Genomic DNA, 23,088 nt, shown 5'->3' with positions numbered 1-23,088 from the left:
CAGCCAGACCGCAGGGACGCGGGGCCCGCCGGCTAGGAAGGGAGAACGCTCCATGGCGGTCTTCACCAGACCACGCCAGGCCTTCGCGCTCGCCAGCGTGCTCGGGCTGGCCCTCGCCTCGACGGCGTGTGTTTCCGACAGCGGCACCAGCGCGGACCCGGATTCCGAGGAATGCGCCCCATACAGTGACTACCAGGGCAACGACGGCACCGAGGTGACGATCTACGCCTCGATCCGTGACGCCGAGGCGGACCTGCTCGAGCAGTCCTGGAGCGAGTTCGTCGACTGCACCGGCATCGACATCCGCTACGAGGGCAGTGGCGAGTTCGAAGCCCAGCTGCAGGTGCGGGTGGACGGCGGCAACCCGCCGGACATCGCCTTCATCCCGCAGCCCGGCCTGCTCGGGCGGTTCGCCGAGGCCGGCCAGCTGCAGGCCGCCTCCGACGAGACCAAGGCGATGGCCGAGGCCAACTACAGCGAGGACTGGCTGGCGTACGGCACGGTCGACGGCACCTTCTACGGCGCCCCGCTCGGCTCCAACGTCAAGTCCTTCGTCTGGTACTCGCCGAGCATGTTCGCCGACAACGGCTGGACCGTGCCGGAGACCTGGGACGACCTGATCACGCTCAGCGACGAGGTCGCCGCCACCGGCACCAAGCCGTGGTGCGTCGGGGTCGAGTCCGGTGACGCCACCGGCTGGCCGGCCACCGACTGGATCGAGGACATCATGCTCCGGACCCAGACGCCGGAGGTCTACGACCAGTGGACCACCCACGACATCCCGTTCAACGACCCGCGGGTCGCCGAGGCCGTCGACCAGGCCGGCTCGATCCTCAAGAACGAGGAGTACGTCAACGGCGGCTTCGGTGGCGTGGACAGCATCACCGCGACCGCGTTCCAGGAGGCGGGCGTGCCGATCCTCGACGGTGACTGCGCGCTGCACCGGCAGGCCAGCTTCTACGCCAACCAGTGGCCCGAGGGCACCGAGGTGGCCGAGGACGGCGACGTCTTCGCGTTCTACTTCCCGACCAACGACCCGAGCGCCGGCCAGCCGGTCCTCGGCGGTGGCGAGTTCACCGTGGCCTTCGCCGACCGGCCCGAGGTCCAGGCGGTGCAGACCTACCTGGCCTCGCCGGAGTACGCCAACAGCCGGGCCTCGCTCGGCAACTGGGTGTCGGCCAACAGCGGGCTGGACATCGCCAACGTGGAGAACCCGATCGACCGGCTCTCCGTGGAGATCCTGCAGGACGAGAACACCACGTTCCGCTTCGACGGTTCGGACCTGATGCCGGCCGCGGTCGGCGCGGGCACCTTCTGGCGCGGCATGGTGGACTGGCTCAGCGGCCAGAGCACCGAAGAGACCCTCGACTACATCGAAGGCTCCTGGCCGACCAGCTGACACCACGCGGCCGGCCCACCCACGAGCACACCGGGGGTGGGCCGGCCGCACCATAGCTGGCTCCGGTCGACGATCCGTTGGGAGGGCGGATGTACTTCGACTTCGCTGAGCAGTACCCGAAGCTGTTGATGCTGCTGTACGGCCTGATCGCGTTCGTGGTGATCGTCGGCGGCATGCTGCTGTTGCTCGACGCGGTGCCAAGCTGGTTCGCCCGCCGACGGGAGCAGCGGCTGATCGCGGCCAGCGCCGGTGGTGGCGGCGGATCGATGCCGATCGGCCGACCCCGGCGCGGCGGCGAAGGCATGTTCGGCCTGTTCTTTCTGCTGCCAGCCCTGCTACTGCTCGGGATCGGGCTGGTCATCCCGGCGCTGCGCACCACCGTCCTGTCGTTCATGGACGGACGCAGCGAGAACTGGGTCGGCCTGGAGAACTACCGCTGGATGTTCTCCCAGGACGAGATCATCCAGGTGCTGACCAACACCCTGATCTGGGTGATCCTGGTGCCGACGGTGGCGACCGCGATCGGCCTGCTCTACGCGATCATGGTGGACAAGGCCCGGTTCGAGGCGTTGGCCAAGTCGTTGGTCTTCATGCCGATGGCGATCTCCTTCGTCGGCGCCAGCATCATCTGGCGGTTCGTCTACGCGTACCGGGGCGGCGAACAGGAGCAGTACGGCCTGCTCAACTACCTGGTCACGCTGTTCGGTTGGGAACCGCAGCGCTGGCTGCAACTCAACGCGCCACTGAACACGCTGCTGCTGATCGTGGTGATGATCTGGATCCAGGCCGGATTCGCGATGGTGGTGCTCTCCGCCGCGATCAAGGCGATCCCGGCCGACATCATCGAAGCCGCCCGCCTCGACGGGGTGAACGCCTGGCAGATGTTCTGGCGGGTCACCATGCCGAGCATCCGCCCGGCGCTGATCGTCGTGGTGGTGACCATCTCGATCGCCACCCTGAAGGTCTTCGACATCGTCCGGACGATGACCAACGGCAACTACGACACCGGTGTGATCGCCAACGAGATGTACAACCAGGCGTTCCGTTACGGCCAGAACGGCTACGGCTCGGCCCTGGCGGTGTTCCTGTTCGTGCTGGTCATCCCGATCGTCATCTACCAGATCCGTAACCTGCGCAAGCAGCGGGAGGTGTGACACCCGTGACCACCACCACGCCCCCCGTGGCCGCTCCGGCCAGCAGCGGGGAGGAACGGCCCCGTACCCGGGTCGGCCGGGTCCGCAAGCGGCTCAACACTCCGACGGCGACGATCGTCGCGATCGTCATCGCGGTGATCTGGACCATTCCGACCTTCGGTCTGTTCGTCTCCTCGTTCCGACCGGCTGAGGAGATCCGGACCACCGGTTGGTGGACCTTCTTCACCAACCCGCAGGTCACCCTGCAGAACTACCAGGACGTACTGTTCGGCCGGTCCTCGTCGTCCGGGCAGTTGTCCAGCTACTTCATCAACTCACTGGTGATCACCATCCCGTCGGTGCTGTTCCCGCTGGCCTTCGCGGCACTGGCCGCGTATGCGCTGGCCTGGATCAACTTCCGCGGCCGGGACCTGATCTACATCTGCATCTTCGCGCTTCAGATCGTGCCGCTGCAGATGGCGCTGGTGCCGTTGCTGCGGTTCTTCTCGCAGGGCACCACCATCGGCGGCGTCACCATCACCCCACCCTGGGGGCTGGACAGCTACGAACGCTATGTCCAGGTCTGGTTCGCGCACACCTGCTTCGCCCTGCCGCTGGGGGTGTTCCTGCTGCACAACTTCGTGTCGCAGCTGCCCAAGGACCTGATGGAGGCGGCCCGGGTCGACGGGGCCAGCCACCCGAAGATATTCCGGACCATCGTGCTGCCGCTGATCGCCCCGGCGCTGGCCGCGTTCGGCATCTTCCAGTTCCTCTGGGTCTGGAACGACCTGCTCGTCGCGTTGATCTTCGCGGGCGGCGAGAGTCGGGTGGCACCACTGACGGTCCGGCTGGCCGAACTCGCCGGCACCCGAGGTGACCAGTGGCAACGCCTGACGTCCGGTGCCTTCGTCTCGATCATCGTGCCATTGATCGTCTTCCTCTCCCTGCAGCGGTACTTCGTCCGAGGGCTGCTGGCCGGCAGCGTCAAGGGCTGACCAAGGGCTGACGCCGGCCGCGACCGCGCGGATGGCGAGGTGATGATCCATGACCAGAATCGACGACGTCGCCCGGCTGGCCGGGGTCTCCACGGCGACCGTCTCGCGGGCCCTGCGGGGCCTGCCGACCGTCACCGAGGCGACCCGGCTGCGGGTCCTCGACGCCGCCGCGCAACTCGGGTACATCGCCTCACCCAGCGCGTCGCGGCTGGCCGGCGGCAAGACCCGCGCGGTCGCCGTCGTGGTGCCCCGGATCACCCGCTGGTTTTTCAGCACCGTCGTCGAAGCCGCCGAGGACACGCTGCAGGAAGCCGGCTACGACCTGCTGCTGTACAACCTCGGTGGGCGGGAGAACGCCCGACAGCGGATGCTGCACACCGCCAGCCTGCGCCACCGGGTGGACGCGCTGATGCTGGTCGCCACCCCACTGCGCCGGACCGATTTCGCCGCCATCTCCGCGTTGGGCATGCCGGGGGTGACGGTCAGCTCCGGCACCGGCGTACCCGGCTGGCCCAGCATCCGGATCGACGACGTGGCCGCCGCCCGGACCGCCACCGGCCACCTGATCGGGCTCGGGCACCGGCGGATCGCCCACATCTCCGGCAACTCCGGTGAAGAACTGGCCTTCACCGCTCACCTGGACCGCCGCAGCGGCTACCGGGAAGCACTGGTCACGGCCGGCCTCACCCCGGACCCGACGCTGGACGTGGAGGGCGATTTCACCATCGCCGGCGGCGGACTGGCCACCGCCGAACTGCTGCGCCGTGGCCCGGTGCCGACTGCGATCTTCGCCGCCTGCGACGAGATGGCACTCGGCGCCATCGCCGTACTGCGGCAGGCCGGACTGCGGGTGCCGGCCGACGTCAGCGTGATCGGCATCGACGACCACGACGTGGCCCGGGTGGTCGGGCTGACCACCGTCGCCCAACCCGCCGCCGAGCAGGGCCGACTGGCCGCCGGCACGCTGCTCGGCCCACTGGCCGCCGGCACGCCGCCCGGCCCGCTCGCAGCCGGCCCGCTGGCCGACACCGCCGCCGCGCCGACCGAGACGGTGACCCTGCCCACCCGACTGGTGGTCCGCGAGTCGACCGCGCCACCCCGAGAAACGGGATGACCGCCACCGCGGGAAACCGGGTGACCGCACCGGCCGACCTGGTAAACCCACGTACGAGGCACCGCCGACCCCGCCGCCAGGGCGTTCCTGGCAGCGGGGCAGCCCGCCAACCGAGCTGAGTTGAGGAGCACACTGGTGAACACGCCATCGACCCGTACCCGTGACGGTGCCGGCACCGAATGGTGGCGGGAGGCGGTCATCTACCAGATCTACCCGCGGTCGTTCGCCGACTCCGACGGCGACGGCATCGGTGACCTGCCCGGCGTCGTCGCCCGACTGGACGACCTCGTCGCCCTCGGCGTCGACGCGATCTGGCTGTCACCGTTCTACCCGTCGCCGCAGGCCGACGCCGGCTACGACGTGGCCGACTACCGCGACGTCGACCCGATCTTCGGCCGGCTGGCCGACGCCGACCGGCTGATCGCCGAGGCCCACGACCGGGGGCTGCGGGTGATCGTCGACCTGGTGCCGAATCACACGTCGTCGGCGCACCCCTGGTTCGTCGAGGCGCTCGGCGCCGAGCCGGGCAGCCCGGCCCGGGACCGGTACATCTTCCGCGACGGCCGCGGCCCAGATGGGGACCAGCCGCCGAACAGCTGGCGGTCCGTCTTCGGCGGCCCGGCCTGGACCAGGACCGACAACCCGGACGGTACGCCGGGCCAGTGGTATCTGCACCTGTTCGACGCCGGCCAGCCCGACCTCAACTGGGACTCGACGCAGGTCCGCGACGAGTTCGTGGCCATCCTGCGGTTCTGGCTGGACCGGGGCGTCGACGGCTTCCGGGTCGACGTGGCGCACGGCCTGGTCAAACAGGCCGACCTGGCCGACTGGCACTACCCGGAGGAAACCACCTCCGGCAATCACGTCGACCAGCCCCGGCCGCCGATGTGGGACCAGGACGGCGTACACGAGATCTACCGGCAGTGGCGGTCGGTGCTGGACGCGCACCCCGGTCAGCAGATCCTGGTCGCCGAGGCGTGGGTGCAGCCGGCGGAGCGGCTCGCCGCGTACGTCCGGCCGGACGAGATGCACCAGGCGTTCAACTTCGAGTACCTGGAGGCGGCGTGGACCTCCGAGGCGCAGCGTACGGTGATCGAACGGTCGTTGGCCGCCACCGAGGCCGTCGGCGCGCCCACCACCTGGGTGTTGTCCAACCATGACGTGCTGCGCCACGCCACCCGGCTGGCGCTGCCGATCGGCGCGGCCCGGCCGCGCGGCATCGGCGCGAACGACCCGCAGCCGGACACCGCGCTCGGGCTGCGCCGGGCCCGCGCCGCCACCCTGCTGATGCTGGCGCTGCCCGGCTCGGCATACCTCTACCAGGGTGAGGAGCTGGGTCTGCCGGAGCACACCACGCTGCCGGACGAGGTCCGGCAGGACCCGACCTGGCGGCGCACCGACCACACCGAGCGCGGCCGGGACGGCTGCCGGGTGCCGATCCCGTGGGAGGCGGACAGCCCGTCCTACGGGTTCGGGCCGACCGACGCCAGCTGGCTGCCGCAGCCACCGGTGTGGGCCGAGTACGCCCTCGACCGGCAGCGCGACGTGCCGGGGTCGACCTACGAGCTGTACCGGACGGCGCTGCGGCTGCGCCGCGAGCTGGGGCTCGGCGCCGGCCGGCTGCGGTGGCTGGAGTCGCCGGAGGACGTGCTCGCCTGCTGCGTCGACGAGGTGACCGTGGTGACGAACTTCGGTGTCGAGCCGGTGTCGCTGCCGCCGGGCACCGAACCCCTGATCGCCAGCGGTCCGCTGACCGGCAGCGGGCAGGTGCCGACCGACGTCACCGTCTGGGCCCGGCAGCGCGTTCGCTGAGCAGGGTGTGCACGTCGTCGATGTCACGCGGGGCGGTCCGCGACGCCAGCCAGTACATGATCCCGGTCGGGATGAAGAACAGCTGGAACACGGCCAGGCCGACGGCGTAGTTCAACGGCGGTGGGACCACACCGCCGACCGCCCGCAGGGCGACCGGCAGCAATGCGTTGCCGGTCGCCCGCCCGACCCCGTTGACCAGGTTGCCGAGGCTGTAGACGGTGCCCCGGTGCTCCGGCGGGTTCACGTCGGCGATCAACGCGAACCAGTTCGGCGAGTTCGCCGAGGTCAACGCCAGGGCGAGCAGCGCGGTGAGGAAACTCAGCCCGATCGTCGGCTCGGTGAACACCCCGCCCAGCACGGCGGCGGTCACCGCGCCGGCACCCGCGCCGTCCGGCACGTCGATGCGCATCGGCACGAAGAACAACACCAGGTAGAACGGCACCGCCGCGAGGATGCCGACCGCCGCGACCAGGGCCCGACCCCGGGGGGTACGCCGTTGCAGCCGGTCGCCGACCAGCCCACCGACGATCGACAACGCCCCGCCGAGCTGGAACAGGGTGGCGAAGACGCTGCCGACGATGATCGCCGTACCGGCGGTGTAGCCCTGCTCCTCGGCGCGGGCCCGGAACAGCGCCGGCAGCCAGACCAGCGAGCCGAACGCGACCTGCGCGGTGAGGCCCTGCGCCACCAGCCAGATGTTGGTCCGCCGCCGGGCGATCGTCGGCAGGTCGGCCCGGCTGATCCGGTGCTCGTACTCGCCGCCGGCGGCGAACCGGTCGGCCAGCTCCGGCTGGCTCTGCCCGCGCCGCACGTCGACGGTGAACAGGTACGCGACCGTGGCGGCCAGCCCGGCGGCGGCGAGCACCAGGAACGGCCGCCGCCAGTCGGCGTGCCCGAGCAGCCCGCCGAGCAGGGTGCCGGCCAGCGTGCCGACGCCCTGCGACAGCCCCCAGAAGCTCATCACCAGGCCCCGCCGGCCGGGGGTGATCAGGTCGCTGACCACGGAGAAGCCGACCGAGGCGACCGCGCCGAGGCCGACGGCGGCGACCAGCTGCGCGGCGAAGAACCCCGGGTAGCTGCCCGCGAGGGCGGTACCGGCCGCGCCGAGGCCCCAGATCACCGTACCGGCCATCAGCAGCGGTTTGCGGTTGCCGTGGTCGCCGACGTACGCCCAGCCGACCGCGGCGACCGCACTGACCAGGAAGGTCGCGGCGGTGACCGCGCCGATCGCCCCTTCCGGTACGGCGTACGTGTCGGCGATGCTGCCGTACAGCGGCGGGACCAGACCGATCGCCACGTTGTCCAGCGAGGCGAGCACGATGAACACGACGACGCTGTAGATGCGGTGCGCCCGCCCACCGGTCAGCGTCATGCCGCCGAGTATGGATCAGCGCGCCGTCGATCGGTGCGCCGGCCACCGTCAGTCGAGGAGAATGCCCAGCACGCTTGGCCCAGCCTGATAGGCTTTCCGCATGGGCCAGCACTCCGAGGACGATCTGCGGGCGGTCATCGCCAGATACGAGGCGACCAGGTCAGCCGCTCTGACCTCACGAGACGAGCAGTTGCGGGCGTTCCACGCGGCCGGCTGGCGGCCGGTGGACCTGCAGCGGGTGACCGGATACAGCCGGGAGACGATCCGCCAGGCCCTGCGACCGGAGGTCCGGCAGGCGGCCAACCGCAGCCGACGCAAGACCGCACCGCAGCCGCCAGCGGACTACCGCCCCTACGGGGACCGCAAGCCCTACATCGTGGCCGACAACCTCACCGCGCTGACCGGCCCGACCGCAGGCGTGGTCACCCTTCCCCGGCATATGGACTGGTCCGGCAACGCGGAGTACGACCTGAGCCGGCCCGCTCGCCTCGCCAGTATGTACAAGGTAGTGCTCGCCGAGGCCGCCACGGTCGACGACCTGAACACCTGGATCAACGCCGACCTGCTCCGGCGGCTGTGGCCCACGCTATGGCTGCCGCCCCAACTGCGGCGACTCTGGGAGGAGACCTTCCCCGAACTTGTCGCCATCGACACGAACGCCGCATAGCAGTGGACGCCTTCCACGAACGACTCGCCCGCACCGGGCTTGCCGCCGCCCGCCGGTACGGTTTCGCACTCGCCGGCGGCTACGCCGTCCAAGCCGCCGGCCTGCTCGAACGCCCCAGTGAGGACGTCGACCTGTTCACGGCCTGGGACCGCCGCGACGAATTCAGCACCGCAGTCACCGCCGTCGTGGATGCCTACCGCGACGAGGGCCTGACCGTCGACATCGAGCGACAGTACGACACGTTCGCCCGGCTGACGGTCTCCAACGGCACCCGTGTCTCGAAGGTGGAGCTGGGTGTGGACTGGCGCGCCAACGAACCCATCCTCATGGCGATTGGACCGGTGCTCCACCCCGACGACGCGGTCGCGAACAAGATGAGCGCGCTCTACGGGCGAGCGTTCGCCCGTGACTTCATCGACATCGCCGCCACGCTCAGATCCGGCCGCTACACCCAGGAAGCCCTCCTCGATCTCGCACAGCACGCCGACCGCGGCTTCGACCGACGCATCTTCGCCGACGCGCTGGGACAAGCCGGTCGGCTCGATCCCGACGAATTCGCTCCGTACGGCGTCACCGGCCAGTCGCTGGACGACCTCCGCGACCAGTTCGCCGCCTGGCGCCGCAAGCTACTCGACGGGCAGCACCGCAGGTCATGATCCGCGAGACGTTCCTGGGCCCGGCACCCGATCGACGAGGCGGTACGAGGGCAGCCCGCGTCGGCGGATCAGCCACTCGGCGACGATCACGTTGGGCAACCAGGACAGGAACGGCACGGCGGCGTAGGCGGTCTCGAACAGCAGGTCCGGATCCGCGTCCGGCCCGGCGAACGGCAGTTGCACGACGATGAGGACACCGACCCACGAGCGCAGGGTGACAGCGGCGAACGTCAACGCGTAGTTGCGGATCATCCAGGCCTGGTGCTGGCGCAGGTCCCGCCGCCGCGCGGTGTCGAAGCCGCGCCACGCCGTGAACGCCCAGAGCAGCGCGACTGCGCCGAACCCGAAGAAGCCGACCATCCGGGCCTGGTTGAACGGCAGCATCACCAGTGCGCTCACCGCCGCGACACCGACGGTGAGCAGGTACGCCACGCCGACCGAGCGGTGGGCCATCGGCCAGCGGCGGCGCAGTCGCTGGGAAAACTGCCACGGCCCGAGCAGCAGCGCGAGCGACCCGAGGGCGACGTGGACGTAGAAGGCCCACCGGACCGGCAGCGGCGCGTCCACGTAGGTGCTGGCCAACCCGGCACCGTCGTTGGCGAGGGCACGCAGGTCTGCGCTGGCGTAGGTGTACAACGAAAACCCGCCGATCGCGAGCGAGGTGAGCAGCACCGCCGTCCAGCCGATGCGGGACCGCCGCACCGGCCTGCCGCTGGTCGTCCGCACCGGTGGTGACGCCACCACTGCCGTGTCGCTCATGACCGCCCCCTGGCGAGTATGTAAGTGCCGTTCACAATGTAAGTGACGTCAACATACGGCTTGATGTTAATGTCGTCAACATGGCAGCTGGGGCCACCCGCCGGACGTACCACCACGGAGCGCTACGCGATGCGCTGCTCGCCGGCGCCCGGGAGCTACTGGCCGAACGCGGCGCGGAGGGCTTCAGCCTCAACGAGCTGGCCCGGCGGGTCGGCGTCAGCTCCGCAGCGCCGTACCGGCACTTCACCGACCGCGAGGCGCTGCTGTCCGCGCTGCGTGACGAGGGGTACGACGCGTTCGGTGCTGCCCAGCGCGCCGCCGCCGCGCAGGCAACCGACCCCGCCGACCGCATCATCCGCCTGGTCGCCGCGTACCTGCGCTTCGCCGAGGAGAACAGCGCAATCTTCGGCATGATGTTCCGGTACTGGTCGTGGGCCGAGGTAAGGCCTGACACCTTCGCGCCCCTGGTGGGGGCGGTGACCGAGGCGCAGGAGGCGAGTTTCCTGCCCGCCGGTCAGTCCGCCACCACGCTGGCCCGCACCATCTGGTGCACCGTTCATGGCCTGACCACCCTGCGTCTCACCGGTGGCCTGACGAAACTCGGCCTGGACGCCCCGACGGACCAGCTGATCCGCGACACGTTCGCGGCGATCCTGCGCGACCCGGCCGGCTGAGATTGAAGTCGTCGAGATGAGGCTGACGCACGTTATTCCCGTGTTTTAACGTGCGTCAGCCTCATCTCGACGAACGCAGAGAAAGCCCCGGGACCGTGGCGACTGGCGCGGGGTCCTGGGGCTCTGTGTGCTCCGGCTACGGATGGCCGGAGTGGGTTCACGGAAGCTCAGACGGACGTCTTCGCCATCTCGACGAAGCTCGACCAGGACGACGGGGCGAAGGCCAACGTCGCGCCGTCACGGTTCTTGGTGTCCCGGACGTAGACGCGGACCGGCAGGTTGTTGGCCACCTCGACACAGTTGCCGCTGTCGGACTTGGTGCTCTTGCGCCAACGCGCCTCGGTCAGCTCCATGTCTCGATCGCCTCCATGACCATCTCTTGGGACAGTCGTGCGGGCAGAGCGTACCCCGGATAGCTTCCCGATCCTCTTCCAGCGCCTCGGTGCCATCCTTGGCTTCGATCAACCGCCCCTCCTGGTGGCCTTCGAGGAAGCCGACCGGCCGGCCGGCCGGCCACGGTCGCCAGCACCATCGGCCCGAGCACCCCGGGATAGCCCTTGGTGGTGAACGGGACGATGTGCACCTGCACGTTCTGCCGTTGGTTGGCGTCGGCGATCGCCGTCAACTGGTCGCGCATCACCTCCGGCCCGCCCACGGAGCGGCGTAGCACGATTTCGTCGAGCACCACCACCAGTCGGCAGGCGTTGGTGGCCCGGGTGACGATTTCCTGCCGGTCCAGTCGGGCGGCCTGGGTCGGCTCAAGCTCCTCCGGCCTGGTGTTTGGCTGATGATCTGCGCTTCCGCCGAATCGTACGTAGCGTCGGACGATGCCTGACGACGGAGCTCTGGTGTGCCCCGGTGATCTGATGGCGCTGCGGCAGTGCGACCACGTGGACGGCAAGCGCCGGTCCGACTCCGGGTCCAGGAGGGTCTGGCCCTCCCCCGAGTGGCGCTCGTGGGTGCTGCTCCACGGCCGGGAAATCAACGCTGAGGAGCCTGACCGCAACGGCAAGGCGGTCGGCGTCCAGGCGTACAAGGACGCGCTCAACCGGCCGGGCGCGGTCCTCAGCAGGGGCCGTCGGACCCGGCTGAACGGCCGGCCCGCCCGGATCTCTCCCGGGCGGGCCGGCCGGCTTTCAGCGATAGATCAGCGACGAATCACCGATGGGTGACGGTGGATCACCGGCGCGGTGCCTCGTCGGCGGCGAAGGCGCTGACCCACGCCAGCGCCGAGTTCCAGTTGATGGTGATCTCGTTCGTCGACCAGGCCTCCAGGTTGTCCACGTAGCACAACTGGGGGGCGCAGCCGTGCAGCCAGGACGCCGACAGCGGGTCCTGCAGGCTGGAGTTCGGCCCACCGGACACCGATCCGACCGGCGGATTCGGCAGCGTCGAGTCGAACGACCTCGCGTACCAGCGGCTGTGCTGGTTCTTCGCGTCGTTGGCGCCGTACCCGGTGACGTAGGACTGACCGAGGGCGTTGCGGCCCAACAGGTAGTCGAACGCCTCGAACACCGCGTCGACGTACATCGTGTTGCCAGTCAGGTCGTACGCCGTGGCGATCACCACCTGATTGTTCAGGATCGACGCGTTCGATCCCCAGTCGTACAGACCGCTGGTCGGGGTGTACGTTTGCCCGAACCGTTCGGCCTGCTGGAACGAGATCAGCCGGTTCGCCGCGGTCGTCACCCAATGGCGGATCTGCGCCTGCTCGGACAGCCCGCTACCGAAGCGGGCCAGATCCAGCTGGGCGAGAGCGGCGACCTGCCCCCAGTAGAAACCGTTCTGGTTGAACGCCGCCCCCGCAGTGTGGTACGGGTTGGCCCGCACCGCGTCGAGGTACGTCCCGCTGCCGGTGGTCAGGTACAGCTGCGTCGCCGCCCAGTAGTACTCGTCGGTGACGTCGCTGTCGGCGTACGGGCCACCGCCGGAGCGGTCCGCCCTGGGCGCGTAGAGCGTCGGGTTGGCCAGCGCCGCGGCGTAGGCCCGCTGCGACGCCGACCGCAGCCGGGAGGCGAACGCCGCATCGTACGAAGCGAAGATCCGCGCCCCCTGGGCCGCGACCGCGGCCAGGTTCAACGTCGCCGCCGTCGACGGCCGGTGCAGCTCGCGCTGCTTCGTGTCCTGGTGCGGCAGCATCGGCGGCCCGGTCCACGACTCGTCGTGGACCTTGTGGTGCACCATCCCGGCCAGTGGCAGCCCGTCCGGTACCTGCATCTTCAACATGAACTCGAGGTTCCAGCGGGCCTCGTCGAGGATGTCGGGCACCCCGTTGCCGCGCTCCGGGATCGCCAGGGTGGAGTCGCCCAGCGGCCCGGACCGACCCACCGCCACGGCCCGTTCCCACGCCGAGAGCAGCTGGTAGGTGGCGATGCCGCCGTTGACCACGTACTTGCCATGGTCGCCCGCGTCGTACCAACCGCCGGTGACGTCCAGCGTGTAGTCACATGTCCAGTTGTCCAAGAACGACTGCGGGAACTGGCACGGCACCGCAGTGTCGCCCCCGCCCGGCGAGGACGCCACATGCCCGGCCGGGCGGGCGTACTCCGCCCCGGCAATGCCGCCGTCGATTGCGATGCCGCTCCGGTTCGGGTAGAAGAACCGCATCGAGTCCGTTCGCAGTGACGCGTACAGGTCCGTCCGGATGTCGAACGGGTAGCTGGCCTGACCACCGACCACCAGTTCGAACCGGCCGGTCGCCGTCACCGGGCTGAAGTCGACCAGGTGGACCGAAGCGCCGGCCGAGCCGTCGAAGCCGGCCGGGATGGTTTGCCCGGTCGCCACGTCGCCGCCGCCGACCCGCCGCAGCGTCCAGGACTGCGGGTTCGCCGCGTCCGTCACCACCGTCGCCCGTTTCGGCCCCTGCGGCAGGTAGCCGTGCTGGTTGACCTTCACCGCCGGACCCCGCTGCGCTTGGTACACGTAGCTGGCACCGTTGAGCGTCACGTCGTCCATGCAGAACTCGTATGCCTGGTCCGACCCGCCGAGGCGGAACTGTACCTGCGACAGCACGTACTCCTGGCTGAAGCTGGTGTTGAAGGTGTACTCGTAGGTCCGCCACGCCCCGCCGGTGACGGTCGGATACTTGGCCAGGTACGTCGTGTGGTTCGGGTTGTCGAACGGAGCGATCTGCACCACCAACGGCACCGTCTCGCTGGTCCGCACCCGAAACCGGAACGTGTAGGAGTTCCCTCGTGGCAGGTAAATGCTGTTGTGCCCGACAAGCACATCCCATGGCTTCTTCGATGCCGGGGCGGTCACGCAGAACACCCCACCGTCCACCTTCGGCGTCATCCCCGCGTTCACCCACCAGGGTTTGAAGCTGCCGGTGAAGTTGCCGTTCTGAATCAGCCGGCCAGTCACCTGCGGACGCGGATCGCCACCGCTGTACGCCGGCAGCGTCCCCGGCGGAAGCTGCTCCGGGGAGGTCGGTACGCCTGGCTGGCCCGGCCCCTGTTCGCCTGACCCGTAGCGCGGCAGCCGCCAACCGTCGACGCCGCCCTCGACACTGTCAAGCAGCAGCAGGTCCGCGACCTGGTCGCCATCGAGGTCGCTGAAGATCGCACCGGAGCCACCAGCCAGCGGCGCACCCATCCGGATGGTGCCCAGTGACCGCCAGCCGGTCGAACTGGTCCACGGGCTGCCGACGTTCTCCCATGCCTGGACCCCGCCAGTAACGTAGTCGACCAGGAGCAGATCCGCGCGGCCGTCCCCGGTGACGTCGGCGAAGTGGACCTTCCCGCCGCCCTGTCCCTGGCCCGGATACCCGAAGCCGTCAATCCGGCTCCAATCAGCCGGCGCGGGCAGGCCCCACGCGGTGTTCTCCCAGGCGCTCACGGTGTTGTCCGCGGTGACCGTCAGGTAGTCGCTGTCACCGTCACCGTCGATGTCGAGGAAGAAGCGCCGGTCGGCAGCAGCGAACCCGAGGTTGTCCGCGACCCTGCTGCCCGCCGCCCACCGGATGTCACTGATCGACGACTCACTGCGCCAGGCTTGGATCATCGGGACACCGGTCGGTGACTGGCTGGCCTCGAGGACCGCGATAAGGTCTGCTCGGTCATCGCCGTCGAGGTCGCCGAAGTGGACCTGGTCGGCGTTGAACTGCTCCAGTATGTCCTCGATCGGTCCGGCGTCACTACGCTGCGCCCAGAGCCGCTGGCCGTCCTCGCCGCACCCGACGTTCTGCGACAGTTCGGCGCGTCCGGCCGCCGCGACCAGGATCCGGTCCGACAGACCGTCTCCGTCGACGTCCGCGTACTGCAGTTTGGTCCTCGATACCGTTTCGCCCGAGCTGTTGTCGTTATCGAGCCGATCGAGGAGCCGCTTGAGGCCGTCCTGCATCCGGCCGAGTTCCTGCCACCCGAGCCCAGTGCCGTTGTCGGAGCTGGGGTCGTAGCCGGGGCACTTGCCGGTCGCGAACGTTCCGATCCCGTGCCGGGCTGCGAGCTCCACTGCCTTGCGCAGGACGTCCGCGGCCTCGGCCGTGAACATGTCGGCTGCGTGGCTGACGAAGCTCTTGAGCGAGTTCCACACCTTGAGGCTGGTTTCCCTCAGGAACTTCCCCAGCGCGGCGTACATGGGCCGGACAGTCGACTCGACCAGCTGAATGGCACCGTGCAGGGTCGCGCCGACGAACGCACCGCCGAGCGCGGTCCCGAGTACGTCCGACCACACGTCGCTATTGATCTCCTTGCCGGCGAAGACAGCCGACAGCAACTCCCGTACACCGCCTGCGATGAATCCCGCGAAGGCTCCGCACAGCACCGCGGCCACCGGCGCCTCTGGCGCGAAGAAGGCAACGCAGGTGCCTTCGACGAGCGCCCAGACACCGAAGAAGATCAACGCCAGCGCGATCTTCTTCAGGACGCCGATCCAACTCCACGCGGCCTCGACCTCCGCCTGCGGGATCACTATCACCAGGTGGTTGGCCATCCGGTGAATCTCGCCGTCGAAGTCGATATCCTCGTCCTGCTCCGCGTAGTACCCAATCCCGAACTCGTCCGCCTTTGCGAGGAGGTACGTGCTCAGGCTGACTCCCGCGTCGCGCGCCTGGTTGGCGTCGTCAACCTGACGTTGCAGGATCTCGCGGAGCTCAGCCTCGTCGCGGGCGGGGGTGAACTCCAGGATCGCGACGATGTCGTCGTCGCGCTCTGCGAATACGCCGAAACTCCCGATGTCCCGCGCGCAACCAATACGTAGCGTGACCTCACCCGGTCCGGTCGCTCCAGCTTCGAGAGCCGATTCACCGAACTCGCAGCCTGACGCGCTCTGCGCCGCGACGGGTCGTGCGTGGCCGGTCACCACCAGCACGACCACCAGCGCGAGCGCAACGCAGTAGGTCCATAGTGGTCGACGTCTAGCTCGCAGCCAAACCAAGGTTCGCATAAACTGCAGCACCCAACTCTTCATCGCCGATGTGGCGAACCTGGACAGTAGACGGGGGTGTGACCCGGACGGGCAGCGGACTGCCGCCGGCGGCGATGTGGAGGTGATCCTACGCATCTGTGATCAACCAGGAAAGCGCAGGTCCCGGCACCAGCCCCAGCCACCGCAATGGATGGACTGACGCCTGGACTCACGAGATCCGGCCCCGAACAACAGCCCCTACCGCTCGGATCCCGAGTGTTCACCAACAGTCAGCATTCACTAGGGATACACCTGGACGTGGCCCAGAGAGTGATCACCATACAGCCCTAGTGCCTCGTGATCCTGATGGGTTTACTTGGTGTTGTTCGCGACGAGTTTCTTGATGTTGGTCTGGACGAGTTGGACCTTGACGAGGATCTCGTCGGCGGTGGCGGTCCAGGTGAAGGGGCGGGGGTTGGCGTTCCAGGTGGTGATGTAGTCACGGATGGACCGGGTCAGGACCTGGACGGAGGCGAAGGTGCCGCGTCGGATGGCCTGGCGGGTGATGATCCCGAACCAGATCTCGATCTGGTCGATCCAACTCGATCCGGTCGGGGTGACGTGGAAGTGCACGTGCGGGTTGGCGTCCAGCCAGGCGAGCACGTCGGGGGTGGTGTGGGTGGACAGGTTGTCCAGCACCACGTGGACCTGGCCTCCCCGGTGCGGGGCCACGGCCCTGCGGAGGAAGGCCAGGAACGCCGCCCCGTCGCGGGAGGGCCGGCACTCGCCGAAGACCTCGCCGGTGGCGACGGTGAGCGCGGCGGACAGGTTGGTGGTGCCGTGTCGGACGTAGTCGTGGGTGCGGTGTTCGGTGGCGTCGAACTCGATGGGCGGCAGCGGCTGGGTGCGGTCGAGTGTCTGGATCTGGGTCTTCTCGTCGAGGCTGAGGACCACCGCGCCGCCGGGTGGGTCGAGGTAGAGGCCGACGATGTCGGCGACCTTGTCGGCGAACCGCGGATCCTTGGACAGCTTGTACCTGCCGGAGCGGTGGGGTTTGAGTCCGTGTTCGCGCCAGAGTCTGGCCACCCAGTGGTGGGAGACGGACACGCCCTCGGTGCGGGTGACGTACGCGGCCATCTCGCGGCTGGACCAGTGCGACAGGCCGGTGTCCGTCGGCGGGGTCATCCGGGTCAGCGCGAGGACTCAGGCCCACCGTCGGCCTCGATACCCCGGCCAGCACCGCGATGTCCTTCTTCATCCGCCCGTCGGCGTGCCACAACACGATCCGCGCCCGCGTGCCGACCGCAGCCGACACCTCAGCGCTGTCGATGAGAGGTCGACGCCCCCACGGCCACTGACCGCGACGGCAAGGCGGTCAGCGCCCGCCCAGACGAGGACGCACCGCGCCGAGGCGACGTGGTCACCACGGTAGACCGGGGGTAGCCAGCCGGCTCACCTTCCCCGCAATACCTCAGCAGTGCCACTCAATCCGCCACAGGTCGGATATCAGATGGCGCAAGAATGGCAGCTGCTCATCGATCCGCAATCCAGCATTCCCCGAAGCAGCAAGGCGCTGATCGACCGGATGGCCCCGCAACTGTGAAGACTCCGAGATCCGCCACCGCATGTCACCCACAACAGGCAGCGCGGTACTGCCGCCAACGTCAGCCGGAGGTGACCCGGTTCAGGACGTGGTCGCGGGCGTCGGCGTACCGGGCGCGGATGGCGGGCACCGCGTCGGCGGCGTACTCCTCGGTGTCGGCCGGGGTCCAGTCCGGCGCGTCCGGGATGCCCAGCGCCAGCCAGGCGGCCTGCCGGGCGGCACCGTCGGCGACGTACTCCCCCGGCGGCGGGACCAGCACCGGGCAGCCGAACACCTCGGGCGCGATTCGGCGTACCGCTGCAGATCGCGCCCCGCCGCCGACCAGGATGACCCGGTTGACGGCCGCGCCCTGGGCGATGAGGGCGTCCAGGCCGTCGGCGAGCGCGCAGAGCATGCCCTCGACGGCGGCCCGCGCCAGGTGCGCGGGGGTGCTACTGGCCAGGGTGAGCCCGTGCAGTGAGCCGCTGGCCGTCGGCCGGTCCGGGGTGCGTTCCCCTTCGAGGTACGGCACCAGCACCAGCCCGTCGGCGCCGGCCGGCGCGCTCAGCGCCAACTCGGCGAGCCGGTCGTGGTCGACGCCGAGCAGCTTCGCGGCGGCGTCGAGCACCCGGGCGGCGTTGAGGGTGGCGACCAGTGGCAGGAACCGGCCGGTGGTGTCGGCGAAGCCGGCGACCGTGCCGCTGGGGTCGGCGGCCGGGGTGTCGGCGACGCTGAACACGGTGCCGGAGGTGCCGATCGAGACGATCACGTCGCCGGGACGGGCACCGACGCCGAGCGCGGCGGCGGCGTTGTCACCGGCGCCGGGGCCGAGCGGAGCGCCGGAGCGCAGCGCGCCGGCCGGGTCGGTGGGGCCGAGCACCGTCGGCACCAGCGGCGTCCGGCCGAAGGCGTGTTCGAGCAGGTCGGGGCGGTACTGGCCGGTGGCTGCCGACCAGTAGCCGGTGCCGCTGGCGTCGCTGCGGTCGGTGCGCAGCGCGGCCAGGTCGCCGGTGCCGGCCAGCCGCCAGGTCAGCCAGTCGTGCGGCAGGCACACCGCAGCCGTACGGTCGGCCGACGCCGGCTCGGTGCGGGCCAGCCAGCGCAGTTTGGTGATGGTGAAGCTGGCCACCGGCACCAGGCCGACCGCGTCGGCCCAGGCCTGCCGCCCGGCGGTGCCGCCACCGAACTCGTCGATCAGTTCGGCGGCGGCACCGGCCGAGCGGGTGTCGTTCCACAGCAGGGCGGGGCGGACCACGTCGCCGCCCTCGTCCAGGCAGACCATGCCGTGCTGTTGGCCGGCGACGGCGGCGGCGGACACGTCGTCCAGCCCGCCGGCGGAGTCGACGGCCTGTTGCAGCGCCGCCCACCAGGCGTCCGGGTGCACCTCGGTGCCGTCCGGATGCGCCGCCCGGCCCTCCCGGACCAGCTTGCCGGTGTCCGCGTCGCGGATCACCACCTTGCACGACTGGGTCGACGAGTCGACGCCGGCGACGAGGGTCACGGCTGGGCCTCCATGAGGGGTCGGGCGGGTGTCAGGGTCAGCTGGTGGTCAGGAACGGGCGCCGAGCAGGTGCTCGACCGCGAGCTGGTTGAGCCGGATGAAGTGGAAGCCCTGCTCGGCGACGGCCTCCGGGTCGAAGTCCTCGAAGCTGGACCGGTCGGCGAGCAGGTCGGTGTACGTCTCGCCGGGGTTGAGGGTGGGTACGGCCAGGTCCGGAACCTTGCTGGCGGCTAGCGCCTCCTGCACCTCCGGGTCGGCCCGGAACGCCGCCGCCCGCTCCTTGAGCAGCAGGTACATGCGCATGTTGGCGGCAGCGGACGCCCACACACCGGTGTAGTCCTCGGTGCGCGACGGCTTGTAGTCGAAGTGCCGGGGGCCGTCGTAGGCCGGGCCACCGTCGGGGCCGCCGTTTTCCAGCAGGTCGACGAGGGAGAACGCGTTGAGCAGGTCGCCGTGGCCGAGGACCAGGTCCTGGTCGAACTTGACGCCGCGCTGGCCGTTGAGGTCGATGTGGAACAGTTTGCCGTGCCACAGGGCCTGGGCGATGCCGTGGGTGAAGTTGAGCCCGGCCATCTGTTCGTGGCCGACCTCGGGGTTCAGGCCGACCAGCTCCGGGTGGGCCAGGCTGGAGATGAACGCCAGGGCGTGGCCGACGGTGGGCAGCAGGATGTCGCCGCGCGGCTCGTTGGGCTTGGGCTCGATGGCGAAGCGCAGGTCGTAGCCGCGGTCGAGGACATACTGGCCGAGCAGGTCGACGGCCTCCCGGTAGCGGTCGAGCGCGGCCCGGATGTCCTTGGCGTGGTCGTACTCGGAGCCTTCCCGGCCGCCCCACATGACGAAGGTCTTCGCGCCGAGCTCGGCGGCGAGGTCGATGTTGCGCAGCACCTTGCGCAGCGCGAACCGCCGGATGGAGCGGTCGTTGCTGGTGAAGCCGCCGTCCTTGAAGATCGGGTGGCCGAAGAGGTTGGTGGTGACCATCGGCACAACCAGGCCGGTCTCGTCGAGCGCCTTGCGGAACCGGGCGATGTGCTGGTCGCGGCTGGCCGAGTCGGCGCCGAACGGGATCAGGTCGTCGTCGTGGAAGGTGATGCCGTACGCGCCGAGGTTGGCGAGCTGGTGCACCGCCTCGACAGCGTCGAGCGGGCCTCGGCTGGCGTCGCCGAACTGGTCGCGGGCCTGCCATCCAACGGTCCAGAGCCCGAAGGAGAATTTGTCGGCCGGCGTGGGCTGGACTGTCATGGTGACCTCCGCGTAACACGACAGATTTGTTTAGTGATTGAATTATTTTCCCGGCGTGTGGCATTGTCAAGGCCATGCGCACGCCAGAATCCCCGCTCCGCCAGGCTGGTCTGCGCGAGCACCATCTCGGCCTGGTGGTCCGCCAGGTCGCCGCCGCCCAGCGCCCACCATCCCGCGCCGAGATCGCCGCGACGACCGGGCTGACCCGGGCCACCGTCTCGGCGCTCGTCGACGAGCTGATCGGCGGCAACCTGCTCACCGAGGTCGCGCCGGTGCCCCGGACCGGTGCCGGCCGGCCGGCGACCGGGCTGGCACTCGCCGCCGACGGCCCGGCCGGTCTCGGCCTGGAGATCAACGTCGACTACCTGGCCGCCTGCCTGGTGGATCTGTCCGGAACGGTACGCCATCGAGCGGTGCTACCGGCAGATCAACGGCCGCACCCGCCGGAGCTGGTGCTGGCCCGGCTCGCCGCGCTGGCCGGCGAGGTGCTCACCGCGCCGCAGGCGCGCGAGCTTCCGCTGGCCGGCGCCGCGCTGGCCGTACCCGGGCTGGTGACCGGGGACGGGCTGGTCCGGCTCGCGCCGAACCTGGGCTGGCACGACGTGGACGTTGCGGCCGTGCTGGCCACCGACGGCAGCCCGCTCGCCGGCGTACCGCTGACCGTGGACAACGAGGCCAACCTCGCCGCCCTGGGTGAGCTGCACGCCCGCCACGGTGCGCCGGCCGACTTCGTCTACGTCTCCGGCGAGATCGGCATCGGTGCCGGGATCGTGCTGGACGGTCGCCTGTTCCGGGGCACCCGGGGGTGGAGCGGCGAGCTCGGCCACCTCGCGGTCCGGCCGGACGGACCGAGCTGCCGATGCGGGGCACGCGGCTGTCTCGAGCAGTACGCCGGTCAGGAGGCGATCCTGCGCTCGGCCGGCCTGGCCGGGCAGGGGCTGACCGCCACCGAGGCGCTGCGCCAGGTCGCCGAGCGGGCGGCAGGCTCCGAGCCACAGGTGCGCCGCGCGTTGACGGCGGCGGCCGCCGCGCTCGGTGTGGTGCTCGCCGGGGTGGTCAACCTGCTGGATGTGCAGACCATCGTGCTCGGTGGCATCTACGCACCGCTGGCCCCATGGCTGTCGCCGGCCGTCGAGGCGGAGATAGGTCGACGGGTGCTGACCGTCGGCTGGTCACCGGTGACCGTCCGGGCCTCGCTGCTCGGCGCCGAGGCGGCGGCGACCGGCGCGGCCGGCGCGGTCGTCCGGGCGGTACGCGACCACCCGGCCCCCTGGCTGGCCGCTGGCTGACGCCAACGGCCAGCAGAGCCCGCCCGTAGCCGAAGTGAGTACCGCGCCCCAGGTCAGTACGCGCCGCGGCCGTTGACGACCGCGCCGAAGGTCTTCCACAGGATGGTCAGATCGCTGGCCAGCGACCAGTTCTCCACGTAGTAGAGGTCGAGCCGGATGCCGTCCTCCCAGGACAGGTCGGACCGGCCGCTGACCTGCCACAGGCCGGTCATTCCAGGCTTGACCAGCAGCCGGCGGGCGACGTCTCCGTCATAGCGGGCCACCTCCGACGGCAGCGGCGGTCGCGGACCGACCAGGCTCATGTGGCCGAACAGCACGTTTGCCAGCTGTGGCAGCTCGTCGAGCGAGTACTTGCGCAGGAACCTGCCGACCCGGGTGATGCGCGGGTCGTCGCGCATCTTGAACATCAGCCCGTCGGTCTCGTTCTTGGCCGCCAGCTCGGCGAGCAGCTTGTCGGCGTCGACCACCATCGTGCGGAACTTGTAGACGTGGAACTCCCGCCCGCCCTGGCCGACCCGGACCTGCTTGAAGATGACCGGGCCCCGGCTGTCGATCTTGATCGCCAGGGCGAGCAGGGTCAGGACCGGCAGCAGCAGGGTCACCGCCAGCAGCGACACCGACCGGTCGACGAAGCCCTTGACCAGCTTGCGGGTGCCTCGGAACTCGGGTGCCTCGACGTGGATCAGCGGCAGCCCGGCGACCGGCCGGGTGTGGATCCGCGGACCGGCCACGTCGGTCAGCGCCGGGGCCAGCACCAGGTCGATGCCGGTACCCTCCAGTTGCCAGCCGAGCCGGCGCAGCCGGGTGGCGGTCAGCTCCCCGGACGCGGTGACCGCGACGGTGTCGGCACCGGTGGCGGCAGCGGCGTCCGGGATGTTGCGGAACGAACCGGCGACCGGCACGTCACCGAGCCGCTGCGGCACCGGGGCCAGCAGCGCGTCCGGGATGCAGGCACCGACCACCCGGTAGCCCGCGTACGGCTCCCGCCGCAGCGTGTGCACCAGCTCCAGCACGTGCGGGGTGTCCCCGACCACCAGCACCTTGCGGAACCACCCCGTCCCGGTGGCCCGCTGGCGGTGCAGGTACTTGCGGGCGCCGAACCGGCCGGCGACCAGACCGACGGTGCCGACCGCGAAGGCCACCGCCAGGAAGCCTCGGCTGATCCCGACGTTGGCGACGTAGCCGATGATCGCCACGGTGCCGGCCAGCCGCAGGCTGGCAGTGATCACCCGCCGGTACTCGTCGGCGCCGTAGCCGAGCACCCGGTCGTCGTAGCAGCGCAGCAACTTCAGCGAGGCCAGCCACGCGATCATCAGGCAGGGGGTCGTCAGGACGTAGGGTAGATCCGCTCCGGTGGCTTCCTCGGCACCGAAACGCACCAGGTAGCCGGCCAGCACGGCGGCGCAGAGCACGCCGATGTCAAGGGCGGCGATCGCCCGAATGTAGGCACGCTGTCGCGCGTGCAGCACTGCGGTGGGCGCTCCCGGTGTGGAGTCCGGTTGCACCACCGCAGCGTTGACCAAAGTCGCCGACGTCACTAGCCCTCCCCA

At 70.0% G+C, this 23,088-nt stretch carries 18 protein-coding genes and 1 pseudogene; 10 read left to right on the top strand and 9 right to left on the bottom strand.

The genetic code is table 11. The features are described 5' to 3' along the window. Positions 1-52: 52 nt before the first annotated feature. The 5 genes from O7621_RS13860 to O7621_RS13840 all read left to right on the top strand — a co-directional run bounded on the left by O7621_RS13860 (position 53) and on the right by O7621_RS13840 (position 6,453). Positions 53-1,399 (top strand): ABC transporter substrate-binding protein, encoded by a 1,347-nt coding sequence (locus O7621_RS13860; RefSeq protein ID WP_282234335.1) that lies wholly within the window; start codon positions 53-55, stop codon positions 1,397-1,399. A gap of 89 nt (positions 1,400-1,488) precedes the next feature. Further along, positions 1,489-2,553: a sugar ABC transporter permease gene (locus O7621_RS13855; RefSeq protein ID WP_282234334.1), complete on the top strand. Its 1,065-nt coding sequence runs from the start codon at positions 1,489-1,491 to the stop codon at positions 2,551-2,553. 5 nt (positions 2,554-2,558) lie between these two features. Then, positions 2,559-3,527: a carbohydrate ABC transporter permease gene (locus O7621_RS13850; protein WP_281553732.1), complete on the top strand. Its 969-nt coding sequence runs from the start codon at positions 2,559-2,561 to the stop codon at positions 3,525-3,527. A 49-nt stretch (positions 3,528-3,576) separates the two neighbouring features. Further along, positions 3,577-4,641: a LacI family DNA-binding transcriptional regulator gene (locus tag O7621_RS13845; protein WP_282234333.1), complete on the top strand. Its 1,065-nt coding sequence runs from the start codon at positions 3,577-3,579 to the stop codon at positions 4,639-4,641. A 135-nt stretch (positions 4,642-4,776) separates the two neighbouring features. After that, the gene (locus O7621_RS13840) at positions 4,777-6,453 is read left to right on the top strand and encodes a glycoside hydrolase family 13 protein (protein WP_282234332.1); all 1,677 of its coding nucleotides are present in this window, start codon (positions 4,777-4,779) and stop codon (positions 6,451-6,453) included. On the opposite strand, the gene O7621_RS13835 is transcribed toward O7621_RS13840, so the two are convergent. Then, on the bottom strand, positions 6,422-7,825 hold the full coding sequence (locus tag O7621_RS13835; protein ID WP_282234331.1) for an MFS transporter: 1,404 nt from the start codon (positions 7,823-7,825) through the stop codon (positions 6,422-6,424). The genes O7621_RS13840 and O7621_RS13835 overlap by 32 nt on opposite strands. 100 nt (positions 7,826-7,925) lie before the next feature. Between O7621_RS13835 and O7621_RS13830 the strand changes: the two genes are divergently transcribed. Then, the gene (locus O7621_RS13830; protein ID WP_282234330.1) at positions 7,926-8,492 is read left to right on the top strand and encodes a hypothetical protein; all 567 of its coding nucleotides are present in this window, start codon (positions 7,926-7,928) and stop codon (positions 8,490-8,492) included. Positions 8,493-8,494: 2 nt separating this feature from the next. Beyond that, positions 8,495-9,148: a nucleotidyl transferase AbiEii/AbiGii toxin family protein gene (locus O7621_RS13825; RefSeq protein ID WP_282234329.1), complete on the top strand. Its 654-nt coding sequence runs from the start codon at positions 8,495-8,497 to the stop codon at positions 9,146-9,148. Here the strand turns inward: O7621_RS13825 and O7621_RS13820 are convergent. Then, the gene (locus O7621_RS13820; protein WP_282234328.1) at positions 9,143-9,907 is read right to left on the bottom strand and encodes a DUF2306 domain-containing protein; all 765 of its coding nucleotides are present in this window, start codon (positions 9,905-9,907) and stop codon (positions 9,143-9,145) included. The two genes, O7621_RS13825 and O7621_RS13820, sit on opposite strands and share 6 nt — an antisense overlap. Positions 9,908-9,987: 80 nt before the next feature. Between O7621_RS13820 and O7621_RS13815 the strand changes: the two genes are divergently transcribed. Further along, the gene (locus tag O7621_RS13815; protein WP_282234327.1) at positions 9,988-10,581 is read left to right on the top strand and encodes a TetR/AcrR family transcriptional regulator; all 594 of its coding nucleotides are present in this window, start codon (positions 9,988-9,990) and stop codon (positions 10,579-10,581) included. A 167-nt stretch (positions 10,582-10,748) separates the two neighbouring features. Here the strand turns inward: O7621_RS13815 and O7621_RS13810 are convergent, their stop codons facing one another. Both O7621_RS13810 and O7621_RS13805 read right to left on the bottom strand, forming a co-directional pair. Then, the gene (locus O7621_RS13810) at positions 10,749-10,934 is read right to left on the bottom strand and encodes a DUF397 domain-containing protein (protein ID WP_282234326.1); all 186 of its coding nucleotides are present in this window, start codon (positions 10,932-10,934) and stop codon (positions 10,749-10,751) included. After that, a complete protein-coding gene (locus O7621_RS13805; protein WP_282234325.1) occupies positions 10,925-11,482 on the bottom strand; it encodes a Scr1 family TA system antitoxin-like transcriptional regulator in 558 nt (185 codons plus the stop codon). Before O7621_RS13805 ends, O7621_RS13810 begins: the two co-directional genes overlap by 10 nt. Between O7621_RS13805 and O7621_RS13800 the strand changes: the two genes are divergently transcribed. After that, on the top strand, positions 11,409-11,753 hold the full coding sequence (locus tag O7621_RS13800) for a hypothetical protein (RefSeq protein ID WP_282234833.1): 345 nt from the start codon (positions 11,409-11,411) through the stop codon (positions 11,751-11,753). The genes O7621_RS13805 and O7621_RS13800 overlap by 74 nt on opposite strands. Before the next feature lie 7 nt (positions 11,754-11,760). Here O7621_RS13800 and O7621_RS13795 read toward each other — a convergent pair whose 3' ends face one another. From O7621_RS13795 to xylA, 4 genes and pseudogenes are all read right to left on the bottom strand, one after another. Beyond that, on the bottom strand, positions 11,761-15,897 hold the full coding sequence (locus O7621_RS13795) for a glycoside hydrolase family 9 protein (protein ID WP_282234324.1): 4,137 nt from the start codon (positions 15,895-15,897) through the stop codon (positions 11,761-11,763). Between the two features lie 402 nt (positions 15,898-16,299). Beyond that, positions 16,300-17,257: pseudogene (locus O7621_RS13790) on the bottom strand (IS630 family transposase). 334 nt (positions 17,258-17,591) lie between these two features. Then, the gene (gene xylB, locus O7621_RS13785) at positions 17,592-19,010 is read right to left on the bottom strand and encodes a xylulokinase (protein WP_282234322.1); all 1,419 of its coding nucleotides are present in this window, start codon (positions 19,008-19,010) and stop codon (positions 17,592-17,594) included. Between the two features lie 48 nt (positions 19,011-19,058). Further along, positions 19,059-20,249 carry a xylose isomerase gene (xylA, locus tag O7621_RS13780; RefSeq protein ID WP_282234321.1) on the bottom strand — a complete coding sequence of 397 codons (1,191 nt, stop codon included), beginning with the start codon at positions 20,247-20,249 and terminating at the stop codon, positions 19,059-19,061. A gap of 74 nt (positions 20,250-20,323) precedes the next feature. On the opposite strand from xylA, the gene O7621_RS13775 reads away from it, so the two are divergent. Next, positions 20,324-21,538 carry an ROK family protein gene (locus O7621_RS13775; RefSeq protein WP_282234320.1) on the top strand — a complete coding sequence of 405 codons (1,215 nt, stop codon included), beginning with the start codon at positions 20,324-20,326 and terminating at the stop codon, positions 21,536-21,538. Positions 21,539-21,591: 53 nt separating this feature from the next. Here O7621_RS13775 and O7621_RS13770 read toward each other — a convergent pair whose 3' ends face one another. Further along, a complete protein-coding gene (locus O7621_RS13770) occupies positions 21,592-23,046 on the bottom strand; it encodes a sugar transferase (RefSeq protein WP_282234590.1) in 1,455 nt (484 codons plus the stop codon). Positions 23,047-23,088 lie beyond the last annotated feature (42 nt).

Source organism: Solwaraspora sp. WMMD937, from assembly GCF_029581175.1.
GTDB lineage: Bacteria > Actinomycetota > Actinomycetes > Mycobacteriales > Micromonosporaceae > Micromonospora_E.
Note: the sequence above shows the minus strand (reverse complement) of the source record. Positions and strands in the feature narration are given on the sequence as shown.

Bases quoted from the DNA above. Each gene is read 5' to 3' on its own strand.
- O7621_RS13800 (WP_282234833.1), top strand. From the start codon at position 11,409: ATGCCTGACGACGGAGCTCTGGTGTGCCCCGGTGATCTGATGGCGCTG.
- xylA (WP_282234321.1), bottom strand. From the start codon at position 20,249: ATGACAGTCCAGCCCACGCCGGCCGACAAATTCTCCTTCGGGCTCTGG.
- O7621_RS13830 (WP_282234330.1), top strand. From the start codon at position 7,926: ATGGGCCAGCACTCCGAGGACGATCTGCGGGCGGTCATCGCCAGATAC.
- O7621_RS13845 (WP_282234333.1), top strand. From the start codon at position 3,577: ATGACCAGAATCGACGACGTCGCCCGGCTGGCCGGGGTCTCCACGGCG.
- O7621_RS13810 (WP_282234326.1), bottom strand. From the start codon at position 10,934: ATGGAGCTGACCGAGGCGCGTTGGCGCAAGAGCACCAAGTCCGACAGC.
- O7621_RS13855 (WP_282234334.1), top strand. From the start codon at position 1,489: ATGTACTTCGACTTCGCTGAGCAGTACCCGAAGCTGTTGATGCTGCTG.
- O7621_RS13835 (WP_282234331.1), bottom strand. From the start codon at position 7,825: ATGACGCTGACCGGTGGGCGGGCGCACCGCATCTACAGCGTCGTCGTG.
- O7621_RS13775 (WP_282234320.1), top strand. From the start codon at position 20,324: ATGCGCACGCCAGAATCCCCGCTCCGCCAGGCTGGTCTGCGCGAGCAC.
- O7621_RS13815 (WP_282234327.1), top strand. From the start codon at position 9,988: ATGGCAGCTGGGGCCACCCGCCGGACGTACCACCACGGAGCGCTACGC.
- O7621_RS13860 (WP_282234335.1), top strand. From the start codon at position 53: ATGGCGGTCTTCACCAGACCACGCCAGGCCTTCGCGCTCGCCAGCGTG.
- O7621_RS13820 (WP_282234328.1), bottom strand. From the start codon at position 9,907: ATGAGCGACACGGCAGTGGTGGCGTCACCACCGGTGCGGACGACCAGC.